Annotated in this window: 15 protein-coding genes, 1 tRNA gene and 1 pseudogene; 7 read left to right on the top strand and 10 right to left on the bottom strand. The window is 67.1% G+C overall.

Features of this window, described 5'->3' with window-relative positions; genetic code table 11:
- Window positions 1-47: 47 nt before the first annotated feature.
- The 5 genes from ABIB29_RS14795 to ABIB29_RS14775 form a co-directional block, all read right to left on the bottom strand.
- Complete coding sequence (locus ABIB29_RS14795; RefSeq protein WP_354173563.1) at window positions 48-2,429, bottom strand: bifunctional salicylyl-CoA 5-hydroxylase/oxidoreductase; 2,382 nt, start codon at window positions 2,427-2,429, stop codon at window positions 48-50.
- 10 nt (window positions 2,430-2,439) lie between these two features.
- Entirely contained in the window at window positions 2,440-4,089 is a 1,650-nt protein-coding gene (locus ABIB29_RS14790) for an AMP-binding protein (RefSeq protein WP_354173562.1), read from the bottom strand.
- 85 nt (window positions 4,090-4,174) lie between these two features.
- Window positions 4,175-5,047, bottom strand: coding sequence for an acyl-CoA thioesterase (locus tag ABIB29_RS14785; RefSeq protein WP_354173561.1), 873 nt, complete (start codon window positions 5,045-5,047; stop codon window positions 4,175-4,177).
- Window positions 5,044-5,493: a cupin domain-containing protein gene (locus ABIB29_RS14780; RefSeq protein WP_354173560.1), complete on the bottom strand. Its 450-nt coding sequence runs from the start codon at window positions 5,491-5,493 to the stop codon at window positions 5,044-5,046. Before ABIB29_RS14780 ends, ABIB29_RS14785 begins: the two co-directional genes overlap by 4 nt.
- 45 nt (window positions 5,494-5,538) lie before the next feature.
- The gene (locus ABIB29_RS14775) at window positions 5,539-6,420 is read right to left on the bottom strand and encodes a fumarylacetoacetate hydrolase family protein (RefSeq protein WP_354173559.1); all 882 of its coding nucleotides are present in this window, start codon (window positions 6,418-6,420) and stop codon (window positions 5,539-5,541) included.
- A gap of 232 nt (window positions 6,421-6,652) precedes the next feature.
- Here ABIB29_RS14775 and ABIB29_RS14770 point away from each other — a divergent pair, with 232 nt between their 5' ends.
- Complete coding sequence (locus ABIB29_RS14770; protein ID WP_354173558.1) at window positions 6,653-7,054, top strand: RidA family protein; 402 nt, start codon at window positions 6,653-6,655, stop codon at window positions 7,052-7,054.
- Between the two features lie 24 nt (window positions 7,055-7,078).
- Here ABIB29_RS14770 and ABIB29_RS14765 read toward each other — a convergent pair whose 3' ends face one another.
- On the bottom strand, window positions 7,079-7,999 hold the full coding sequence (locus tag ABIB29_RS14765) for a PaaX family transcriptional regulator (protein ID WP_354173557.1): 921 nt from the start codon (window positions 7,997-7,999) through the stop codon (window positions 7,079-7,081).
- 114 nt (window positions 8,000-8,113) lie between these two features.
- The gene (locus ABIB29_RS14760) at window positions 8,114-8,329 is read right to left on the bottom strand and encodes a hypothetical protein (protein WP_354173692.1); all 216 of its coding nucleotides are present in this window, start codon (window positions 8,327-8,329) and stop codon (window positions 8,114-8,116) included.
- A 68-nt stretch (window positions 8,330-8,397) separates the two neighbouring features.
- Between ABIB29_RS14760 and ABIB29_RS14755 the strand changes: the two are divergent.
- From ABIB29_RS14755 to ABIB29_RS14740, 4 genes and pseudogenes are all read left to right on the top strand, one after another.
- Window positions 8,398-8,712, top strand: a pseudogene (locus tag ABIB29_RS14755) (FAD-binding protein); the annotation flags it as partial.
- Window positions 8,713-8,838: 126 nt separating this feature from the next.
- Window positions 8,839-8,912: transfer RNA gene (locus ABIB29_RS14750), tRNA-Gly, on the top strand.
- Window positions 8,913-9,026: 114 nt separating this feature from the next.
- Window positions 9,027-9,176: a hypothetical protein gene (locus tag ABIB29_RS14745; RefSeq protein WP_192815748.1), complete on the top strand. Its 150-nt coding sequence runs from the start codon at window positions 9,027-9,029 to the stop codon at window positions 9,174-9,176.
- Between the two features lie 8 nt (window positions 9,177-9,184).
- On the top strand, window positions 9,185-10,333 hold the full coding sequence (locus ABIB29_RS14740; protein WP_354173556.1) for a N(5)-(carboxyethyl)ornithine synthase: 1,149 nt from the start codon (window positions 9,185-9,187) through the stop codon (window positions 10,331-10,333).
- On the opposite strand, the gene ABIB29_RS14735 is transcribed toward ABIB29_RS14740, so the two are convergent.
- Window positions 10,330-11,673 carry an MFS transporter gene (locus ABIB29_RS14735; RefSeq protein ID WP_354173555.1) on the bottom strand — a complete coding sequence of 448 codons (1,344 nt, stop codon included), beginning with the start codon at window positions 11,671-11,673 and terminating at the stop codon, window positions 10,330-10,332. The genes ABIB29_RS14740 and ABIB29_RS14735 overlap by 4 nt on opposite strands.
- A 139-nt stretch (window positions 11,674-11,812) precedes the next feature.
- Here ABIB29_RS14735 and ABIB29_RS14730 point away from each other — a divergent pair, with 139 nt between their 5' ends.
- Both ABIB29_RS14730 and ABIB29_RS14725 read left to right on the top strand, forming a co-directional pair.
- Window positions 11,813-12,667 carry a LysR substrate-binding domain-containing protein gene (locus ABIB29_RS14730; RefSeq protein WP_354173554.1) on the top strand — a complete coding sequence of 285 codons (855 nt, stop codon included), beginning with the start codon at window positions 11,813-11,815 and terminating at the stop codon, window positions 12,665-12,667.
- Window positions 12,668-12,870: 203 nt separating this feature from the next.
- On the top strand, window positions 12,871-13,224 hold the full coding sequence (locus ABIB29_RS14725; RefSeq protein ID WP_354173553.1) for a hypothetical protein: 354 nt from the start codon (window positions 12,871-12,873) through the stop codon (window positions 13,222-13,224).
- A gap of 109 nt (window positions 13,225-13,333) precedes the next feature.
- Here ABIB29_RS14725 and ABIB29_RS14720 read toward each other — a convergent pair whose 3' ends face one another.
- Together ABIB29_RS14720 and ABIB29_RS14715 are read right to left on the bottom strand one after the other, a co-directional pair.
- On the bottom strand, window positions 13,334-16,855 hold the full coding sequence (locus ABIB29_RS14720; RefSeq protein ID WP_354173552.1) for a bifunctional proline dehydrogenase/L-glutamate gamma-semialdehyde dehydrogenase: 3,522 nt from the start codon (window positions 16,853-16,855) through the stop codon (window positions 13,334-13,336).
- A gap of 311 nt (window positions 16,856-17,166) precedes the next feature.
- Window positions 17,167-18,630, bottom strand: coding sequence for an amino acid permease (locus tag ABIB29_RS14715; RefSeq protein ID WP_354173551.1), 1,464 nt, complete (start codon window positions 18,628-18,630; stop codon window positions 17,167-17,169).
- Window positions 18,631-18,772 lie beyond the last annotated feature (142 nt).

The raw sequence follows: 18,772 nt of genomic DNA, 5'->3' as shown, positions 1-18,772 counted from the left end.
CCCGGCACCGCGCCATCGAGGCGCCGGACAGCGGTCCCCCGCCGGCGCTAGACCGACGCCGGCACTTTCGCCGGTGTCCAGCGCAGGTGCGTCGGCAGCCCGGCAATTTCCGGCTCGCGCACCAGCGCGAGCCGGGGCCGGACCGCGTCGGTGCGGGCCGACGGCGGCTTCCGGCTGCCGGCCCGGAATTGCTGCGGCCAGTCGGCGCCGGGCCCGCGATAGTCCTGCTCGATCGCCGCATGCAGGGTCCACTGCGGATCAAATAGGTGCGTGCGGCCAAGGGCACAGAGGTCCGCCCGGCCTGCCAGCAGGATCGAGTTGACGTCGTCGTAGGAGGACACCGCCCCCACCGCGATCACTGCCACGCCTGCCTTGTGCGCCACCTCCTGCCGGATCCGGTCCGCGAACGGCGTCTGGTAGCTCCGGCCGTAGGCCGGCTTCTCCTCCTTGACCACCTGGCCGGAGGAGACGTCCACACCGTCGGCGCCGTGCTCCACGAACGCCCGGGCGATCGCTACAGCGTCGTGCTCGTCATTGCCGCCGGGTGACCAGTCCGTCGCGGAGAGCCGGACCGTGAGCGGTTTGCCCGCCGGCCAGGCCGCACGGACGGCGTCGAACACCTCCAGGGGGTACCGCAGCCGGTTCTCCAGCGATCCGCCGTAGTTGTCAGTGCGCCGGTTGGCCAGCGGCGAGAGGAAGGTGGACAGCAGGTAGCCGTGCGCGCAGTGCAGCTCCAGCAGGTCAAAGCCCGCAGCTGCCGCACGGACAGTGGCCGCGACGAACTCGTCCCGGACCTGGTCCATTTCAGCACGGCCGATTTCGCGCGGGGCCGGGCTGCCCGGGCCGTAGGGTATCGCCGAGGGGCCTACCGGTTCCCAGCCGCCCTCGGGCAGTGGCTCGTCGATCCCTTCCCACATCAGTTTGGTGGACCCCTTGCGGCCCGAATGGCCCAGCTGGACACCGATGGCCGCCGTCGAACGGTGATGCACGAAGTTGACGATCTCGCGCCAGCTCTCCTGCTGGACCTCGTTGTAGAGGCCGCTGCAGCCTGGCGTGATACGGCCGGTCTCGGAGACGCAGACCATCTCGGTCATAACCAGGCCGGCGCCGCCGAGGGCCTTGCTGCCGAGGTGGACCAGGTGGAAGTTGCCCGGCACACCGTCGGTGGCGGTGTACATGTCCATCGGTGAGACGACGATCCGGTTCTTCAGTTCCAGCCCGCCGATCCGGTAGGGCTGGAACATGGCAGGGGCACTGCCCTCGATGCCCTGCGTGCGTGCGAATTCCTCGTCCACGCGGGCGGCGAACTCGGGATCCCGCAGCCTGAGGTTGTCGTAGGTGATCCGGCGGCTGCGGGTGAGCAGGTTGAAGCAGAACTGGACCGGGTTCTGGTCCTTGTACATGCCGATGTTCTCGAACCATTCCAGCGAGGCCTGGGCGGCGCGCTGGGTGGATTCGACGACGGGCCGGCGTTCCGTTTCGTAGGCTTCCAGCGCGGCCTCGAGCTCGGTGTGTTCGTGCAGGCAGGCTGCCAGGGCGAGGGAGTCCTCCATGGCCAGCTTGGTTCCGGAGCCGATGGAGAAGTGCGCGGTGTGGGCGGCGTCGCCGAGGAGCACGATGTTGCCGTGCCGCCAGGACTCGTTGCGGACCGTGGTGAAGTTGATCCACTTGGAGTTGTTGACCAGGACCTCGTGCCCCTCGAGCTCCGCGGCGAAGATGGCACGGATCGCGTCGACGGCCGCCTCGTCGCTTTCGCCGGGCCGGAAGGCCTGGTGTTCGGTGGCGTCGAAGCCGGCGCTGCGCCAGACGTCCTCGTGCATTTCCACGATGAAGGTGCTTCCCTCGTCCGAATAGGGATAGCCGTGGATCTGCATGACGCCGTGCTCGGTGTCCTTGACGAAGAACTTGAACGCCTCGAAGACGAGGTCGGTGCCGAGCCACATGTACTTGGACCTGCGGACGTCGAGGCTGGGCTGGAAAATCTCGGCGAATCGCGAGCGGACGGCGGAGTTCAGGCCGTCCGCGGCGAGGACGAGGTCGTAGTCGCGGCTGAGTTCCTCGACGTCCGGCGCCAGGGTGCTGAAGTGCAGGTCGACGCCGAGTTCGGCGCAGCGGCGCTGCAGCAGCTCGAGCAGTTCCTTGCGGCTCATGGCGGCAAAGCCCTGGCCGCCGACGGTGTGCTGCTGACCCTTGAAGTGAATGTCGATGTCGGTCCAGCGGGCGAAGCGCTGGGACATGTACTCGGCGATCACGGTGTCCGCGTTGCCGATGCCGCCGAGGGTTTCGTCGCTGAAGACGACACCGAATCCGAAGGTGTCGGTCGCGGCGTTCCGTTCCCAGACGGTGACCTCGTGGTTTGGATCCAGCTGCTTCATGAGGGCGGCGAAGTACAGTCCGCCCGGGCCGCCGCCGATGATTGCGATTTTCATGTGGTGCCTCTCAAACGTTCTGGTGTTCGGGGGTAGCGGTGTCAGCGGCCAGCTGCTCGCGCAGCCGGAAATGCTGAAGTTTGCCGCTCGGGTTGCGGGGCAGGCCGTCGACGAAGTTCACTTGGCGCGGGTACTTGTACGGGGCGATGGTCCGCTTCACGAAGTCCTGGATCTCCTTGCGCTTCGCATCATCGGCCTCGACGCCCTCGCGCAGCACGATGAAGGCGCAGACCACGCTGCCCCGGTCGGGGTCCGGCCTGCCGACGACGGCGTTTTCCATCACGTCCGGGTGCTGGTCAATCGCGGCCTCGACCTCGGGTGCACCGATGTTGTAGCCGGAGGACACGATCATGTTGTCCGAACGTGCCTGGTAGTAGAAATAGCCGTCCTCGTCCCGGCTGAAGGTGTCGCCGGTGACGTTCCAGCCGTCGACGACGTAGTCCAGCTGGCGGGAATCGTTGAGGTAGCGGCAGCCGGTGGGACCGATCACGGCGAGTCGCCCGACCGCGTTCGGGCCCAGTTCCCTGCCGTCATCGTCAAGGATCGTGGCCCGGTAGCCGGGGACGGCGGTGCCGGTGGCGCCGGCGCGGATCTCGTCCCCTGCCGCGGAGATGAAAACGTGCAGCATTTCGGTGGCGCCGATGCCGTTGACCAGCTTCAGGCCGGTGCGTTCGTGGACGGCGCGCCAGGTTTCCGCCGGCAGGTGCTCCCCCGCCGACACTGCGGTCCGGAGGCTGGCGAGCAACCCCTCGGCGCCCTCCTTGAGGATGGCCTTGTACGCCGTCGGAGCAGTGAACAGAATGGTGGCTTTCGCCGCGTGCACGGCCTGCGCCAGCTCGAGCGGGGTGGCGCGTTCAGTCAGCAGCGCGGCGGCCCCAAAGCGCAGCGGGAAGACCACAAGACCGCCCAGCCCGAAGGTGAAGGCCAGTGGCGGCGACCCTGCGAAGATGTCCTCCGGCGTCGGCTTGAGGATGTGCCGGGCAAAGGTGTCCGCGTTGGCGAGAATGTCGCGGTGGAAGTGCATGGTGATTTTCGGTGTCCCGGTGGTGCCCGAGGTCGGGCCAAGCAGCGCGACGTCGTCCGCCGCCGTCGGGACGGTCGTGAACTCGCCGCTCTTGGCCGCACAGCGGGCGGCGAGGTCCGTGCCGGTGCTGCCCCCCATGGCCAGCACCGGCACCTCGTCGCCGGCAGCCTCGGCCAGATCGTCCAGGAAGCGGCTGTCGCACAGTGCGGCGGCCGGCCGGGTCAGCTCCAGCAGCGTCCGGATCTCGTTGGCCCGCAGCGCCGGCATGATCGTGACGACCACGGCGCCGGCCTTGAGCACCCCGAGCCAGGCCGCGACGAGCCACGGGTTGTTCGGCGAGCGCAGCATCACGCGGTTCCCCGGGACGATCCCGCAGTCCTCCACGAGGACCTGGGCCACCTGGTTGGCCCGGCGCTGCAGCTCCCCGTAGCTCCAGGCGGTGCCGTCGGGGGTGAGCAGGGCCGGGCGTTCGGCACCAAAGCTGCGGACGGCGTCGTCAATCAGTGCGGTGGCGGCGTTGAGTTGCTGCGGGTACTGCAGTTCCGGGAGCGTGAACTCCAATTCTGGCCACTGCGATGCCGGGGGCAGGTTGTCACGCGCAAAGGTGTCCTGGTGCGCCGAGGGCGTCAGTTCCATTGCAAGCCTTTCGTATCGTCATTGTCAGGTGGTGGTGGGCCATCGATTGCTCCGAAACGGCCGTTTTGGCCGCCCAAAAGGGCAGTTACGGAGCAATCGACTTCCGGATCATGCCTTCCTGGACCACCGTGGCGAGGAGCCTGCCCTGCCGGTCGTAGAAGTGCCCCTGGGCGAGGCCGCGGCTGGCCTGGGCCGAGACTGCTTCCTGGACGTAGAGCAGCCAGTCGTCCACCCGGCCTTCGCGGTGGAACCACATGGCGTGGTCCAGGCTGGCCGTGACCAGGCCCGGGTCACCCCAGGCGTAACCGTGCACCCGGAGCACAGGTTCGAGGATGGTGTAGTCGCAAACGTAGGCCAGCGCCGCCCGCTGCAGGTCCGGGTCGTCGGGGAGCCGGTCGAAGGCCTTCACCCAGACGGCCTGGTACGGAACCTGTTCCCCCTCAACGCTGAGATACACGGATCCCGGAATATGCCGCATGTCGAAGCTGCGGCCGCCGGACCAGTAGGCCGCAGCGTCACCCGCGACGCCGTCGAGCACGTCGGCGGAGGACGGCAGCGACTCCGGGCCCGGGATCCCGGCCGGCATGGCACGGGCGAATTCCTGACCGGATTCCTCCGCCTGGAAGGATGCCATGGCCACATAGACGGTCTTGCCGGCCTGGTAGGCGCGAACCTGGCGGGTGGAGTAGCCCCGCCCGTCGCGAAGCCGCTCCACTTCGTAACGGACCTCGGCGCCGATGTCCACCGGCCGCATGAAGTAGCTGTGCATCGAGTGCAGCGAGCGGTCATCGCCCACCGAGCGCATTGCGGCGGCCGCGGCCTGGGCCACCATGTCGCCGCCGTAGGCTTTGGGCCAGGGCACGTACTGCGTCGTGGCGGTGTAGGCCTCGTCGAGGAATTCCGGTTCTACGGCCGTCAGTGCAAGGGCCGACAGCAGGATCTCCGAGGTGGGGCTCATACCCGGCGGTACCCTTCGAGCGTGGAGTCGTCGACGTCGTCGAGGTTCACCACAATATTCTCCGGAGTGCGCGCTGTGAGCCAGACGAGCTCCTCGGTGACGCTCATGTTGGCTTCCACATGCGGCATGTACGGCGGGACAAAGACCCAGTCGCCCTCGGTCATGTCGATGAATTCCTTGTAGCCCTCGCCAAAGTAGATCCGGCCGTGGCCGCGCAGCACATAGCCGCCGGTTTCGGCTTCGCCGTGGTGGTGCGGGAAGGAGCGGTAGCCCGGTTCGTTGCTGACCTGGCCGTACCAAATCTTTGTGGCAGGGGTGTGCTGGGTGCTGACGCCGGAGATCCTAACGGCTCCGCCGGACTGGCCGGTGTCGCGGTGCTCCGCGCCCTTGCGGGTAACGACGGGGACGATCTGTTCAGTCAACTGCTCGCTGATCTGTTCTGTCATGGTGATGCCTCTCTGTATGGTGGGTCGGACTGGCGGGGTTGTGGCTTAGAGACGGACAGTGTTGGTGAGCGTGCCGATGCCCTCGATCTCGGTGGTGACCACGTCGCCGTCGTGCAGGAAACGCGGCGGGGTGGCGCCCATGCCGACACCGCCGGGGGTGCCGGTGAGGACGACGTCGCCGGGGCTCAGCCTGGTGAAGGTGGAGATGTAGGACAGCAGGGCGGCTGCGGTGAAGACCAGCGTCTTGGTGTTGCCGTTCTGGACCTCTGCGCCGTTGACCAGGCAGCGGACCCGGACGCCGGCCTGGGGATCGCATTCGTCCGCGGTCACCAGCACCGGACCGAGCGGGGTGGTGCGGTCGAAAGCCTTGCCCTGGAACCACTGCAGGGTGCGGTTCTGCCAGTCGCGCATGGAGATGTCGTTGGCCACCGTATAGCCGGCGATCGCGGCGGAGGCTTCCTCAACCGAGGCGTTCCTGAGCGGGGCGCCGACGACGACCGCCAGTTCTGCTTCCCAGTCCAGCTTGGCGCCGTGTCCGGCGGCGTCGATGACCTCGCCGTCCCCGATCAGGGTGTCCGCGTACTTGGCGAACAGGGTGGGGTATTCCGGCAGCTCCCGGCCCATTTCGGCGATGTGGTCCGCGTAGTTCAGGCCGCAGCAGATAACTTTGGACGGGCGCGGCAGCACGGTGGCGAAGCGGACGGCGTCGGCGGGGATGGTGTCGGCACGGACGGCGTCGCCCGCGCTGCCCGCCACTTCCGCGGCGGCAACGGCGGCCGCTGCCTGTTCCCGCCAGCCGGCACTTCCCAGCAGTTCACTGAGGTCCTGCGCGGCCAGCAGCACAAAGCGGTCCCCCACCTGCACGGCGGCGCGGGTGGCGGGGCCCTCGGCGTCGTGGGCTGCCGTAATGACGGTCGCAAGGCGCATGATTCTTCACTTCCGGGTCGACGGCGGAGCCGGCCCCTTTGCCGGTTCCGGTGACGTGCCCGCTGCGGCATCCCCGATTCGGGTATGTCGACATTTTTACGGTCGTCACATATGCTCAAGTTAACACGAATTCACCGGTTTGGGTAGACCGGCAGCGGTTCCGAATCCGCCCGCCGGTTGAACGCCGGACCCCAACTACCCGCTGATATGCAGCCGACATAGAGGAGCCACCATGAACCACAAGGTCATCAACCCCGCAGCCCTGGCCAAGCCCTCCGGCTTCGCCCACGGCGTCCTGGCCGGCAACACCGTGTACCTGGGTGGGCAGACGGCTATGGACAGCAACGGCGACATTGTTCCCGGCGGCATCGTGGAGCAGTTCCGCCAGTGCTTCTCCAACGTCCTCACGACGCTGGCTGAAGCCGGGGGCGCGCCCTCGGACCTGGTCAATGTCACCATCTACTTGACCGACGTCGAGGACTACCAGAAGAACGGCCGCGAAATCGGGCGGATCTGGCGCGAGATGGCGGGCACCGACTATCCCGCGATGGCCGGCGTCGGCGTCACGCGGCTCTGGCAGGCCGAGGCTCTGATCGAAATCCAGGGGGTCGCTGTGGTGTCAGGCCAGGGTTAGGACCAGGGTCCTGCCCGGCACAGCCTAGGCAGTACCGGAACTGCCCGTGGCCGCCAGCAGCCGCTCGGCATGCTGGCGGGCCGGGGCGTTCAGGCGGCGGTGCAGCTCCGCGAAGATCCGTTCTGCGGTGAGCCCGTGCCAGCCCGTCGGCAGGAACTCCGCCGGCAGGCCCGGATCCAGATACGGGAGCCGGCGCCATTGGGTGAGGAGCTGGATGTAGTCCGCGAAGGCCGCCCGGTCGGCATCGGGCCCGGGCGCGGCTGCGCCCGCCGACTCCCAGCGCGCCAGGACCGGCGCGAAGCGCTCGATGAATTCCGCGTAGAGCGACTCCAGTGCCGGAAGGTCCCACCACCGGGAAACCTTGTCCTTGACGTCACCGGCGGTCAGGTGTTCGGCCTTGAAGAACTCCACGTATTCAGTCAGCCCGGTCCGCTCAAGCTGGTGCCTGATGTCGTCATAGGTGTTGCCCGGGGCAATCCAGAGGCCCGGGGTGACAGATCCGAAGCCCATCCGGGTCAGCATGCTGCGCAGCTGGTGGCGGAGGTGGCGCTGCGATTCCGGGACGGAGAAGGCGATGAGGAGCCAGCGGTCGGCAGCCGTCGCCCGGCGGGGCGAGAAGATGCGGCGGTCACCTTCCTGGAAGACATCCTCAAGACTGGGGGCCAGCCGGTAGGCGGCCACTCCGCCCTGTTTGACGCTTTCCAGCACTCCGCGGCGCTTGAGCCGGGACACGGAAGAGCGCACCCCCGAGGACTCGACGCCAAGGTCATCGAGCATGGAAATCAGCACCGAGACCGGCAGTGCGCCCCCGTTGGAGCGCCCGTAGAGGCCGTAAATCGTCACGATCAGCTGCTGGTGCCGCGGTGTCGGCCGCGGAACGGCGCTTCCGCCGGCCGGACCGTCATCCAGGCCGGCGCCCAGCGGCGTCGCGGGGTTCTCTAACACCGTCGGTCTTCCCTCAGCAGAACAGTCATGGATCTAGGCTATAGAGGTCTTGCGTGCCGCCACAGCCAGGACGCTCCGCGAACCGTCGCCGTGCCGCCTCCGGCGGGCTCCTGCTCAGTCCTTGAGTTGCGCGAACGCCTCATCCACGGCCTGCCAGGGAGCCGCCCCCGACTCCTCCGTCACCCACCAGATGAGCCCGGCCAGTGCCGTGCTCTGCACGGACCAAGCGAACACCTGGGCACGGAGGGTGTCGACGCCCGGTTGCGCGGCGGCGAAGTCATAGAGGCTCTGCCGCCACAGCCGGAACGGGGCCGAGGTGCTGCTCTGCAGCTCGGGGGTCCGTCCGACGATGCGGATCCGGTGCCGGGCGGTCGGGCGTCGACGTCGCCGTCCGCCGCGGCAACTCAGCCTACGACCGCTACTACGGCGACCCGACGGTGCACCCCAACGCCTGCCTCGGTCCGCTCGAAAAGGGCCCGTTCACAGCGTTCAAGGTGGTGATCGGCGACCTCGGCACCAAGGGCGGGGTCGTCACCGACGGCGAGGCCCGGGCGTTGCGCGCCGACGGCACTGTCATCGAGGGCCTCTACTCGGCGGGCAACAACGCCGCCTCCGTCATGGGGCGGACGTACCCCGGACCCGGTTCGACCATCGGACCCGCCGTCGTGTTCGGTCTCCGCGGTGCGCGCCACATGGCGCGCCAAGCGGGTTGACGGCCCAGGGACGAGAGGGACGGGACGCGAAACCGGTTCGAGTGTTCTGAGAAGGCTTCCGACTGGGGTAATGTGAATCTCGTTGTTTTCACCGGGACCAGGTCCGGCCTTTCGGACGGTCCCACTGCGGCTGTAGCTCAATGGTAGAGCGCTAGCTTCCCAAGCTTGATACGCGGGTTCGATTCCCGTCAGCCGCTCCAATTCCCGCACGGCCACTGGCCGGACCCAGCCCGGTGGACGTCCCCGGGGCCGTTAGGTCAGTACCTGTATCGTTCGAAGTCAGGAACCTTTCCGGTTCCGCTACAGGAGCGATCATGGCTGACAAATCCCCCCGTCAAGCAGCATCCAAGAAATCCGGCAAATCCATCAAGGAAAAACGGGCCGACAAGAGGACCGCTGCAGCGCCGCCCAGCTCCCTGGACAAGGCCACCAGCTCCAAGCCGGCGAGTCCCAAAAAGAAGTGAGCGGCACCATGAGCCACCTCACCCTCGGAGTCGTTGCCAGCACGCGGAAACCTGACGAGCGGCGCCTCCCGATCCACCCCCTACACCTGGACCGCATCGCCCCGGAGCTCCGGCGGCAGCTGATCCTGGAAGAGGGCTACGGCAAGCGGTTCGGCCTTTCGGACGCCGACCTGGCACCGCTGGTGGGGCGCATCGTCCCCCGTGCGCAGCTGCTGGCCGAGGCCGACGTCGTGCTCCTGCCCAAGCCGCAGCCCGAGGACCTCGCCGAACTCCGGGACGGTCAGGTCCTGTGGGGCTGGCCGCACTGTGTCCAGGACCGGGCCATCACCCAGCTGGCCATCGACAAGAAGCTCACGCTGATCGCCTTCGAGGCGATGAACCACTGGGCCAGCGACGGCGGCTTCGGCCTCCATGTCTTCCACAAAAACAACGAGCTGGCCGGCTACTGCTCCGTGCTGCACTCCCTGGCACTGACGGGATCCACGGGGGTCTACGGCCGCCGCCTCAGCGCCGTCGTCATCGGTTTCGGGGCCACGGCCCGCGGTGCGGTCACGGCCCTCAACGCCCACGGCATCCATGACGTCCAGGTGTTGACCAACCGCGGGGTTGCCGCGGTGGGTTCCCCCATCCATTCGGTGCGGATCGCGCAGTTCGACCACGACGATCAGGCGCCATTCCGCAGCGAGGTCATCACCGACCGGGGCCGCGTGCCGCTCGCGCCATTTCTCGCCGCGAGCGACATCGTGGTCAATTGCACCCTGCAGGATCCCAACGCGCCGCTGACGTACCTGCACTCCGAGGACCTGGATGCGTTCCGGCCCGGAAGCCTGATCGTGGACGTGTCCTGCGACGAGGGCATGGGCTTCAGCTGGGCGAAATCCACCACGTTCGCCGAGCCGATGTTCAAGGTCGGGGACCATATCGACTACTACGCGGTGGACCACAGCCCCTCCTACCTGTGGAACTCGTCCAGCTGGGAAATCAGCGAGGCGCTCCTGCCGTTCCTGGAAACCGTGATCACCGGCCCCGGGGCCTGGAGCGCGAACGAGACCATCCGCCGCGCGATCGAAATCCGCGACGGCGTGGTCCTCAACCCGGACGTACTGCAGTTCCAGCAGCGGAAGCCGGAGTACCCGCACGCCCCGCTGGCCGTCTAGCGCCGGACGATCTTCACGAGCCGCCGGCGGTCCTTCACGTCCACCTTGAGCATCAGCTGGCCGCGGCGTGCCAGCACGACGGCGACCGTCGCCGCGGCCAGTGCCGGCACCCCGCCGGAGACCAGGATGGCGGTGTGCGGATCCACATGCTCGGCCAGCCATCCGATCATCGGCCCGCCAATGGCCTGCCCGCCGATCAGCACCATGATGTACAGGCTCATGACGCGCCCTCGGATGGCCATATTGGAGCTGATCTGGACCAGCTGGTTAGCCGCTGTCAGGAACATCAGGCACCAGAACCCGGCCAGTACCATCGCCGCCCCGAACCACACCATGGACGGCGCCAGCGAGGCGAGGCAGAGCATCAGCCCGTACATCCCCGCCCCCAGCATCACCGAGCGCAGCCTCAGTTGCCGCCGGCGGGCGGAAGTGATGGCCCCGGCCAGCGCCCCGAGGGCCACCAGCGCGTTCAGCAGGCCGTAGCCGCCGGCGCCGACGTCGTACACGTTGTCCGCGAACGCGGCCAGCAGCACCGGCAGGCTCATCGCGAATACGGCGATGAAGCCGGCCATCAGCCACGGCCAGTAGATGGTGGGTTTGCTCAGCGCATAGTTCAGCCCCTCCTTGAGCATGCCCTTGCGCTTGGGCACCGGCGCGCTGATGTGCAGCTGGTCCTTCCGCAGCGTGAGCAGCATCGCGACCGTGAAGCAGCAGGCGACGGCGTTCGCGGCGAACGCCCAGCCGGCCCCCACCGCGGTGAGCAGCAGTCCGGCGAGCGCAGGCCCGATCAGGCCACCGAGCTGGAACGTCGTAGAGTTCACGCTGATGGCGTTCCGGAGGTAGGTCGGGCCGACGAGTTCATTGACGAAGACCTGCCGCGCGGGCTGGTCCAGCACAGTGACCAGGCCCAGGGCCAGGGCGATCACGTACACGTGCCAGACCTCGATCCGATGGCTCAGCGCCAGCACCGCGAGGATGGCCGCGAGCAGGGCTGCCGCCGACTGGCACAGCATCAGGATCTTCCGCTTCGCGAAGCGGTCCGCCATCATGCCCGCCCACGGGCCCAGGAACAGCGAGGGCAGGAACTGGAGCGCCACGGTGATCCCGACGGCGGTAACGGAACCGGAGAGCTGGAGTACCAGCCAGTCCTGGGCGATCCGTTGCATCCACAGGGCGATCACGGCGATGAAGTGGCCGATCACGAAGATGCGGAAATTACGGACTTTCAATGAGATGAAGGTGTGGCGCCAGGGAAGCCGCTGGCTGACGACGGGGATGGGCGCGGTGTTCGTGTCCGGCAGTGCAGTTACGTTGGCCTCTAACGGCGGAGGGGGTGCCACGGAAAGTCCTCAAAGGAGCGGGTGAGCGGGGATGCCTTAACGCTAAGCTGGCCGCAACAGATTGTGGAAGCTTATTCACCGCATAACTCGGATTACGAAACGCAATGCGGCGCGGGATCGCCGCAGCTCAGGAGACCGCATGTTTGAACCCGCGCAGCTGCGATCCTTCCTGGCCGTGGCTGAAACACTGAGCTTCACCAAGGCGGCGGAGCGGCTGGGCCTGGCGCAACCGACGGTCAGCCAGCACGTGCGCAAGCTCGAGACCGCCGCGAAGCGGGTCCTGGTGGCCAGGGACACCCGGGATGTGCGGCTGACCGACAACGGGGACGCCATGGCCGGGTTCGCCCGCAGCATCCTGGCCGCGCACGACGCCGCCTCCCGCTACTTCTCCGGATCGGCCATGCGCGGCCGGCTGCGTTTCGGCACGGCCGACGACCTCGCGATCACCGGGCTGCCGAGGATCCTGCGGGAGTTTCGGCAGGTCTACCCGCAGATCAACCTGGAACTGACCGTGGGCCAAAGCGACCAGCTCTACAAGCGGCTCAACGCCGGCCAGCTGGACCTCGTCTTCGTCAAATGGGTGGCCGGGGCCAAGGACGGCACCGTGGTGCAGCAGGATTCCTTCGCCTGGGTGGGCCTGGAACAGACCGCACTGGACCCGGCCGAATCCGTGCCGCTGATTGCTTACCCCGCCCCCAGCCTGAGCCGGAAACTGGCCATCGACGCGCTCGAATCCGCTGGGCGGACCTGGCGGATCACGTGCACCACCCGGCAGATCAGCGGGGTGCTGGCCGCAGTCCGCGCCGGTATCGGAGTGGCCGTCATGCCGTCCTCGCTGGTGCCGGAGGACCTGAAGATCATTACCCGGCGCTTTGACCTGCCGGCGGTGGGCGACGTCGATTTCACCCTGATCCGCAACCCGCTGGCCAATACCGAGGTGATCGAGGCCCTGACCCAGACCATCGCGGGCCGGACCCTGAAGCGCTCCGCCTAGGCGGCCGGAGGGCACCTGCGTACTCACCGATGTACCTACTCGGATTGCGTACTTACGCGTACCATTGATCCACTTGAGTTCGTGACATATCCTGAGTGTGTTGCAGGTCAAGCAGAGGCCTATGACAACGATTCGAAACACGAACGCTGTCCTTGGTGTCTGCCATGCGGCGACCCTCCGGAGGCGTTCGGGATAGGCCGACAATGACGCCAGCCGTAAACCGCCCCCACCCATCAGCATCAGCCCGCAGCCTCAAGCCGGCGGGCCCGCTTTCGCAGGTGGTGAACCGCGGCTCCGCAGCCCACCACCCCAGCCGCGGACGTTTGGACCCGCACCCTCCGGCCCTGGTGGAGGCCGAATACGTCGGCAGTCCCTACTGCGAACGCTGCGGAACCGACGAGTTCATCTACCTTGAGACTTTTGTCCCTGCCACTCACCACCGGGACGGTTCCATCAACAAGCTGGGCGAAGTCACGTACTTCTGCTCCGGTTGCGACGACTTCTCGGCCCACGCCGTGCCTGCCTCGTGGGTTCCACCCGGCTGGTACTTCGGCTGAGTCGGCAGGCTCCGAGCCACAAGACACGAGCCGGGCGGCCACTATTGGAGGGTGGCCGTCCGGCTCGTTTTTGTGCCGCCTGCAGGGAGGCGGTCCCTGGATCAGCCCGTCAGATCAGCCCGTCCGAGATGTGGTTCGGGGTGCCGAAGCGGTGCGCTGTGATGCTGACGGCCTGCTCGTGCAGGAACGGCAGCAGTTCAACGCGTCCGGCTTCGGTGACCGGGTGGAAGTAGACCGCCAGGTCGGGACGGCCCCCGGTCGCCTCGGCCAGGGCCTCGGCGTTCCCGCCGATGAGCCGGATCCGCGAGGTTGCGAGCCTGGCCGCGCCGGCGAGCTTGCCCGCGGAGGCCAGCCAGTCGGCGTCGTTCTCGACGGTCACCTCGATGCCGAGGCCGGCGAGGACGGTGCGCAGCCGGGCCGGGAGTTCGACGGCGGTGGACACCGTCAGTGCGGAGCCCGCCAGGACGCCGGCCGCCACGGTCCGGACCAGGTGGGCGAGCGGTTCGCCTTCTGAGAGCCGCACCGTGACCGGCAGTGACCGGTAGCGGAAGATGTTCCGCTCGGCGCTGAGCCCGGAGACATCCTTGGCAGTGCCGAATTCCTCGGCCCAGGCGAGGGCGTCGGAGGCCAGGGCGCGCTGCAGCGGTTCCAGCTCGCCGTCGGCCAGGAAGCCCTGGGCTGCCTGCTCCAGCCGGCGGACGCCGGCATGCGCGGCCACCTTGCCGGCCGCGGTGCTGGGCTTGCTGACCCATTCGCCGAGCCCAACAAGGTAGTTGGGCCCGCCGGCCTTGGTGCCGGCTCCGACGGCGGACTTCTTCCAGCCGCCGAAGGGCTGGCGCTGCACGATGGCGCCGGTGATGCCGCGGTTGACGTAGAGGTTGCCGGCCTGGACGGTGTCGAGCCAGATGCCCACTTCCTCCGGGTTCAGCGAGTGCAGGCCGGAGGTGAGGCCGTACTCGATCTGGTTCTGGATGGCGATGGCGTCCTCCAGGGTGTCAGCGGTCATCACGCCCAGCACGGGGCCGAAGAATTCGGTGAGGTGGAAGTAGGAGCCGCGGCGCACGCCGTAGCGCACGCCCGGGCTCCAGAGCTTGCCCGTCCCGTCCAGCTGCTTCGGCTCGACGGCCCAGTTTTCGCCTTCGCCGAGGGTGGTGAGGGCGTTGAGGAGCTTGCCGCCGGCGGGTTCGATGATCGGGCCCATCTGGCTGGACGGATCCTCCGGGTATCCGACCTTCAGGGACGTGACGGCGTCGATCAGCTGGTTGTGGAACCGCCTGGACTGGGCCACGGATCCCACGAGGATCACCAGCGAGGCGGCAGAGCACTTCTGCCCGGCGTGGCCGAAGGCGGAATATGCGACGTCCTTGGCGGCGAGGTCCAGGTCGGCACTCGGGGTCACGATGATGGCGTTCTTGCCGCTGGTCTCGGCGAGCAGCGGCAGGTCCTTGCGGAAGGAACGGAAGAGTTCGGCGGTCTCATAGCCGCCGGTGAGGATCACCCGGTCCACCGCGGGATGGGAGATCAGCTGCCGGCCAAGCTCACGCTCGCCCAGCTGGACCATGGTCAGGACGTCCCGCGGGACGCCGGCCTCCCAAAGGGCCTCGATCATCACGGCACCGCTGCGGCGGGCCTGCTTGGCGGGCTTGATCACGACGGCGGAGCCGGCGGCGAGGGCGGCCAGGGTGGAGCCGGCCGGGATGGCGACCGGGAAGTTCCACGGCGGGGTCACCACGGTGAGCTTCGCCGGGACGAAGGCGGCACCGTCGACGTCGTCGAGCTTGCGGGCCGCTTCGGCGTAGTAGTGAGCGAAGTCGACAGCCTCGCTGACCTCCGGGTCGCCCTGGTCGATGGTCTTGCCGGTTTCGCTGGCCATAACCTCCAGCAGGTCGGCACGGCGGGCTTCCAGGACATCGCCGGCGCGGTGCAGGATCGCCGCACGCTCGTCACCGGAGAGGGCGCCCCAGGCCTTGCCCTTTTCCACCGCGGTGTTGATCACGGTGTTGAGGGTCTGCTCGTCGTTGATGGTGGCCGCGTCCACGGCGTCGTTGCCGAGGGTCGAGAAGGGGACCCGTTCCAGGATGGCGCGGCCCCAATCGCGGTTGGCGGGCAGCGAGGGGTCGGTGTCCGCGGTGTTCTCGAAGGAGTCGTGCGGCATGGGCTCGGGCGGAAGGCTGCGGTTCTGCCGGCGGTTGGGCGGCGGGACCTCGTCGTCGAGCTTGGCGAGGGAGGCGAGGAAGCGCTGCTTCTCGCGCTCGAAGAGCGTTTCGTTCTCGCTGAGTTCAAAAACGGCGGACATGAAGTTGTCCTGGCTGGCACCTTCCTCGAGCCGGCGGATCAGGTACGCGATCGCGACGTCGAACTCGGCGGGGTGGACCACGGGGGTGTAGAGCAGGAGCGAGCCTACGTCCTTTTTGACGGCTTCCGCCTGGCCCTGGGCCATACCAAGCAGCATCTCGAACTCGATGCCGGACTCCACGCCGCGCTGCTTGGCCAGCAGCCAGGCGAACGCGATGTCGAAGAGGTTGTGGCCGGCGACGCCGACCCGGATGTTGCGGATCCGGTCCGGGTGCAGCGCGTAGTTGATGACGCGCTTGTAGTTGGTGTCAGAGTCCTGCTTGGTGCCCCAGGTGGCGAGCGGCCAGTCATGCAGGGACGCTTCGACCTGTTCCATCGGCAGGTTGGCGCCCTTCACCACGCGGACCTTGATCGCGGCGCCGCCGTCGGCGCGGCGGGCGGAGGCCCAGTCCTGCAGGCGGATCATGGCGGCGAGCGCGTCCGGGAGGTAGGCCTGCAGCACGATGCCGGCCTCGAGGTTCTTGAACTCCGGCTTGTCCAGGATCCGGGTGAAGACCGCGATGGTCATGTCCAGGTCCTTGTATTCCTCCATGTCCAGGTTGATGAACTTGGCGTTCTGTCCGTCGGCGGCAAAGGACGCGGCGCGGGTGAAGAGCGGGGTGAGCTTCTCGACCACATGCTCAACGGCCTCGTCGAAAGCCCAGGCCGAGTGCGGGGCCACCGTGGAGGAGACCTTGATGGAGACGTAGTCGACGTCGGGGCGGGCGAGCAGTTTGTGCGTTCCCTCAAGGCGGCGCGAGGCCTCGTGTTCGCCGAGTACGGCCTCGCCCAGGAGGTTGACGTTGAGCTTGATGCCGTCCTTGCGGATCTTGGCAATGGCCGGGCCCAGCTTGGCGTCGGTGGCATCGACGATGAGGTGGCCGACCATTTCACGGAGCACCCGGCGGGCGATCGGGATGACCACCTGCGGCAGCGCCGGAGCCACGGTGCCGCCGAGGCGGACGGCGCCACGCATGTACCAGGGCAGGAAGGCGGGGACCTTGGGGGCCAGCGCGGCAAGGTTGCGGGCGGCGACTTCCAGGTCCTCGGGGCGGACGACGCCGTCGACGAACCCGACGGTGAAGTCCAGGCCGTTGGGGTCCTTCAGGACGCCGGCGAGCTGCTCGGCGGAGGCGTCCACCGGGACTTTCGCCGCCTCGGTGAGCCAGCGGCGTACCAGCCCGGTGGTCTCCTCGGCGAGGGCTGCGGCCTCGAGGACCGGTGAGCCTTCCGAGACGGGTGCGTGCGCGGCCGCGTTGCCGGTGTTCACACCGGACTCCGTTGAAATGTTGGTCATGGCTGGTACTCGTTCTTTCTCAAGGTATGGACCGTTCTAGATTCAGTATGCGACCGGATTTTCATAAGATAAAGCGATGTTTTCCGAGCAATACTGGTTAGGAAAATCGAAGGCTAGGTGGCCTGTCTGATCAGCCGCTCATCCCCCCCGGACCCTCCCTCACTTCCCGTCCCTTTTCGGACGACCCTCCCTCAGTTGACGCCCCGAAACGACGAACCCCCTCCCACGAAGTGAGAGAGGGTTTGTCGCTAACGCGCCGGACCTGAGGGAGCGTCCCGATATTTGCTGCCAGAAGTGAGGGGGGTGATGGGCTAGCCGAGGGGGCGGTGCAACTCCACGAGCTCCTCGTGCCGCGGACTCTCAGGGTTCATCAGCGAGTGCTTGCGCCCGTAGCCGAAGTAGATGACCAGGCCGATGACGAGCCAGACGCCGAAGCGGGCCCAGGTCTCCCAATGCAGCTGGAACATCAGGAACGCCGAGGCCAGCACACCAAAGGCCGGAACCAGCGGCATCAGGGGAAGCCGGAAGGTGCGCGGGGCGTCGGGCTTCTTGTAGCGGAACACGATGACCGCGGTACAGACGACGACGAACGCGGCCAGGATGCCGATGTTGGTCAGGTCGGCCACGGCCTTGATCGGGAACACTCCGGCGAGGAGTGCGGAGGCGATTCCGGCGATCCAGGTGACACGCTGCGGCGTACCGTGGCGGTCCGTCTTGGCGAACCAGCCGGGAAGCAGCCCGTCGCGGCTCATCGAGAACCAGACGCGGGTAACGCCGAGCAGGAAGGTGAGCATCACGGTCAGGATGGACAGCACGGCAAAGACCGAGATGATCGTGGCGATGACCGGCAACCCGACGCTGTTGAAGGCGGAGGCGAAGCCGGCCTTGGGGTCGATTTCCTGGTAGTTCTGCATGCCGGTGAGGACCAGGGTGGCAGCGACGTACAGGAGCATCGCGACAATCAGGGACATGATGATTGCCTTCGGCATGTGCTTTTTGCCGTCCTTGGCTTCCTCCGCGGCGGTGCTCATCGCGTCGTAACCGAACACGGCGAAGAAGACCGTGGCTGCTCCCGCCACTACCGGGCCGAACCCGCTGGGCATGAACGGGTTGTAGTTACCGGTGTCGATGTAGAAGATGCCGAGGCCAATGATGAAGAGGATTAGGATGACCTTGATCGCCACGGCAATGAGTTCGAAGCGTCCGAAGGTCTTGGTGCCGCGGGACAGGATCCAGGTCACGATCAGACAGACTACGATCGCCGGGATGTTGACGATGCCGCCGGTTCCTTCGTCCGGCGTCGCAGTCATCCAGACGGGCATCTGGATACCGATGCCGGTGAGGAAGGCGTCGAAGTAGCCGGAAATGCCGATGGCCACTACGGCCACGATCGCGATGTATTCCAGCAGCAGGTCCCAGCCAATGAACCAGCCGATGATTTCGCCAAGCGCCACGTAGCCGTACGTGTAGGCCGAGCCGGCCCGCGGGATCATGCCGGCGAATTCCGCGTAGGACAAGGCGGCCGCCGCGGAGGCGAGGCCCGCGATCAGGAAGGAGAACAGCACGGCGGGGCCGACGCCGGGTTCGGATTCGCTGCCGTGGGCGACGAGGCCCGCCAGGGAGAAGATGCCGACGCCGATGATGCCGCCGACGCCGATGGCCGTCAGTTGCCAGAGCCCGAGGCTCTTCATCAGGCCGCTGTGTAGGTTTTCTTCTTCGATGTCGTCGATGGGCTTGCGCCGCATGATCGACCGGTCTATGTCTTTTGTGCTCATCAGGGTCTCCTGCTTAGGTGTGGCGCCCATCAATCCACCCTGTGATGGGAGTTACTCAACGACAACAGTATGCAAGCAGGATTGCATTAGATAAAGTGAATTCTCCTAATCAATAAACATTAGAATTCACAAAGGAATAGCG

The sequence above is a fragment of the Arthrobacter sp. UYEF36 genome (assembly GCF_040547025.1).
Taxonomy (GTDB): Bacteria; Actinomycetota; Actinomycetes; order Actinomycetales; family Micrococcaceae; genus Arthrobacter.
The sequence above is the reverse complement of the archived record's forward strand: the minus strand, read 5'-3'. Positions and strand labels throughout refer to the sequence as shown.

Excerpts from the sequence above, each read along its gene's own strand:
- ABIB29_RS14780 (WP_354173560.1), bottom strand. The coding sequence starts at position 5,493 with ATGACAGAACAGATCAGCGAGCAGTTGACTGAACAGATCGTCCCCGTC.
- ABIB29_RS14740 (WP_354173556.1), top strand. The coding sequence starts at position 9,185 with ATGAGCCACCTCACCCTCGGAGTCGTTGCCAGCACGCGGAAACCTGAC.
- ABIB29_RS14790 (WP_354173562.1), bottom strand. The coding sequence starts at position 4,089 with ATGGAACTGACGCCCTCGGCGCACCAGGACACCTTTGCGCGTGACAAC.
- ABIB29_RS14745 (WP_192815748.1), top strand. The coding sequence starts at position 9,027 with ATGGCTGACAAATCCCCCCGTCAAGCAGCATCCAAGAAATCCGGCAAA.
- ABIB29_RS14770 (WP_354173558.1), top strand. The coding sequence starts at position 6,653 with ATGAACCACAAGGTCATCAACCCCGCAGCCCTGGCCAAGCCCTCCGGC.
- ABIB29_RS14730 (WP_354173554.1), top strand. The coding sequence starts at position 11,813 with ATGTTTGAACCCGCGCAGCTGCGATCCTTCCTGGCCGTGGCTGAAACA.
- ABIB29_RS14785 (WP_354173561.1), bottom strand. The coding sequence starts at position 5,047 with ATGAGCCCCACCTCGGAGATCCTGCTGTCGGCCCTTGCACTGACGGCC.
- ABIB29_RS14720 (WP_354173552.1), bottom strand. The coding sequence starts at position 16,855 with ATGACCAACATTTCAACGGAGTCCGGTGTGAACACCGGCAACGCGGCC.
- ABIB29_RS14775 (WP_354173559.1), bottom strand. The coding sequence starts at position 6,420 with ATGCGCCTTGCGACCGTCATTACGGCAGCCCACGACGCCGAGGGCCCC.
- ABIB29_RS14795 (WP_354173563.1), bottom strand. The coding sequence starts at position 2,429 with ATGAAAATCGCAATCATCGGCGGCGGCCCGGGCGGACTGTACTTCGCC.
- ABIB29_RS14725 (WP_354173553.1), top strand. The coding sequence starts at position 12,871 with ATGACGCCAGCCGTAAACCGCCCCCACCCATCAGCATCAGCCCGCAGC.
- ABIB29_RS14715 (WP_354173551.1), bottom strand. The coding sequence starts at position 18,630 with ATGAGCACAAAAGACATAGACCGGTCGATCATGCGGCGCAAGCCCATC.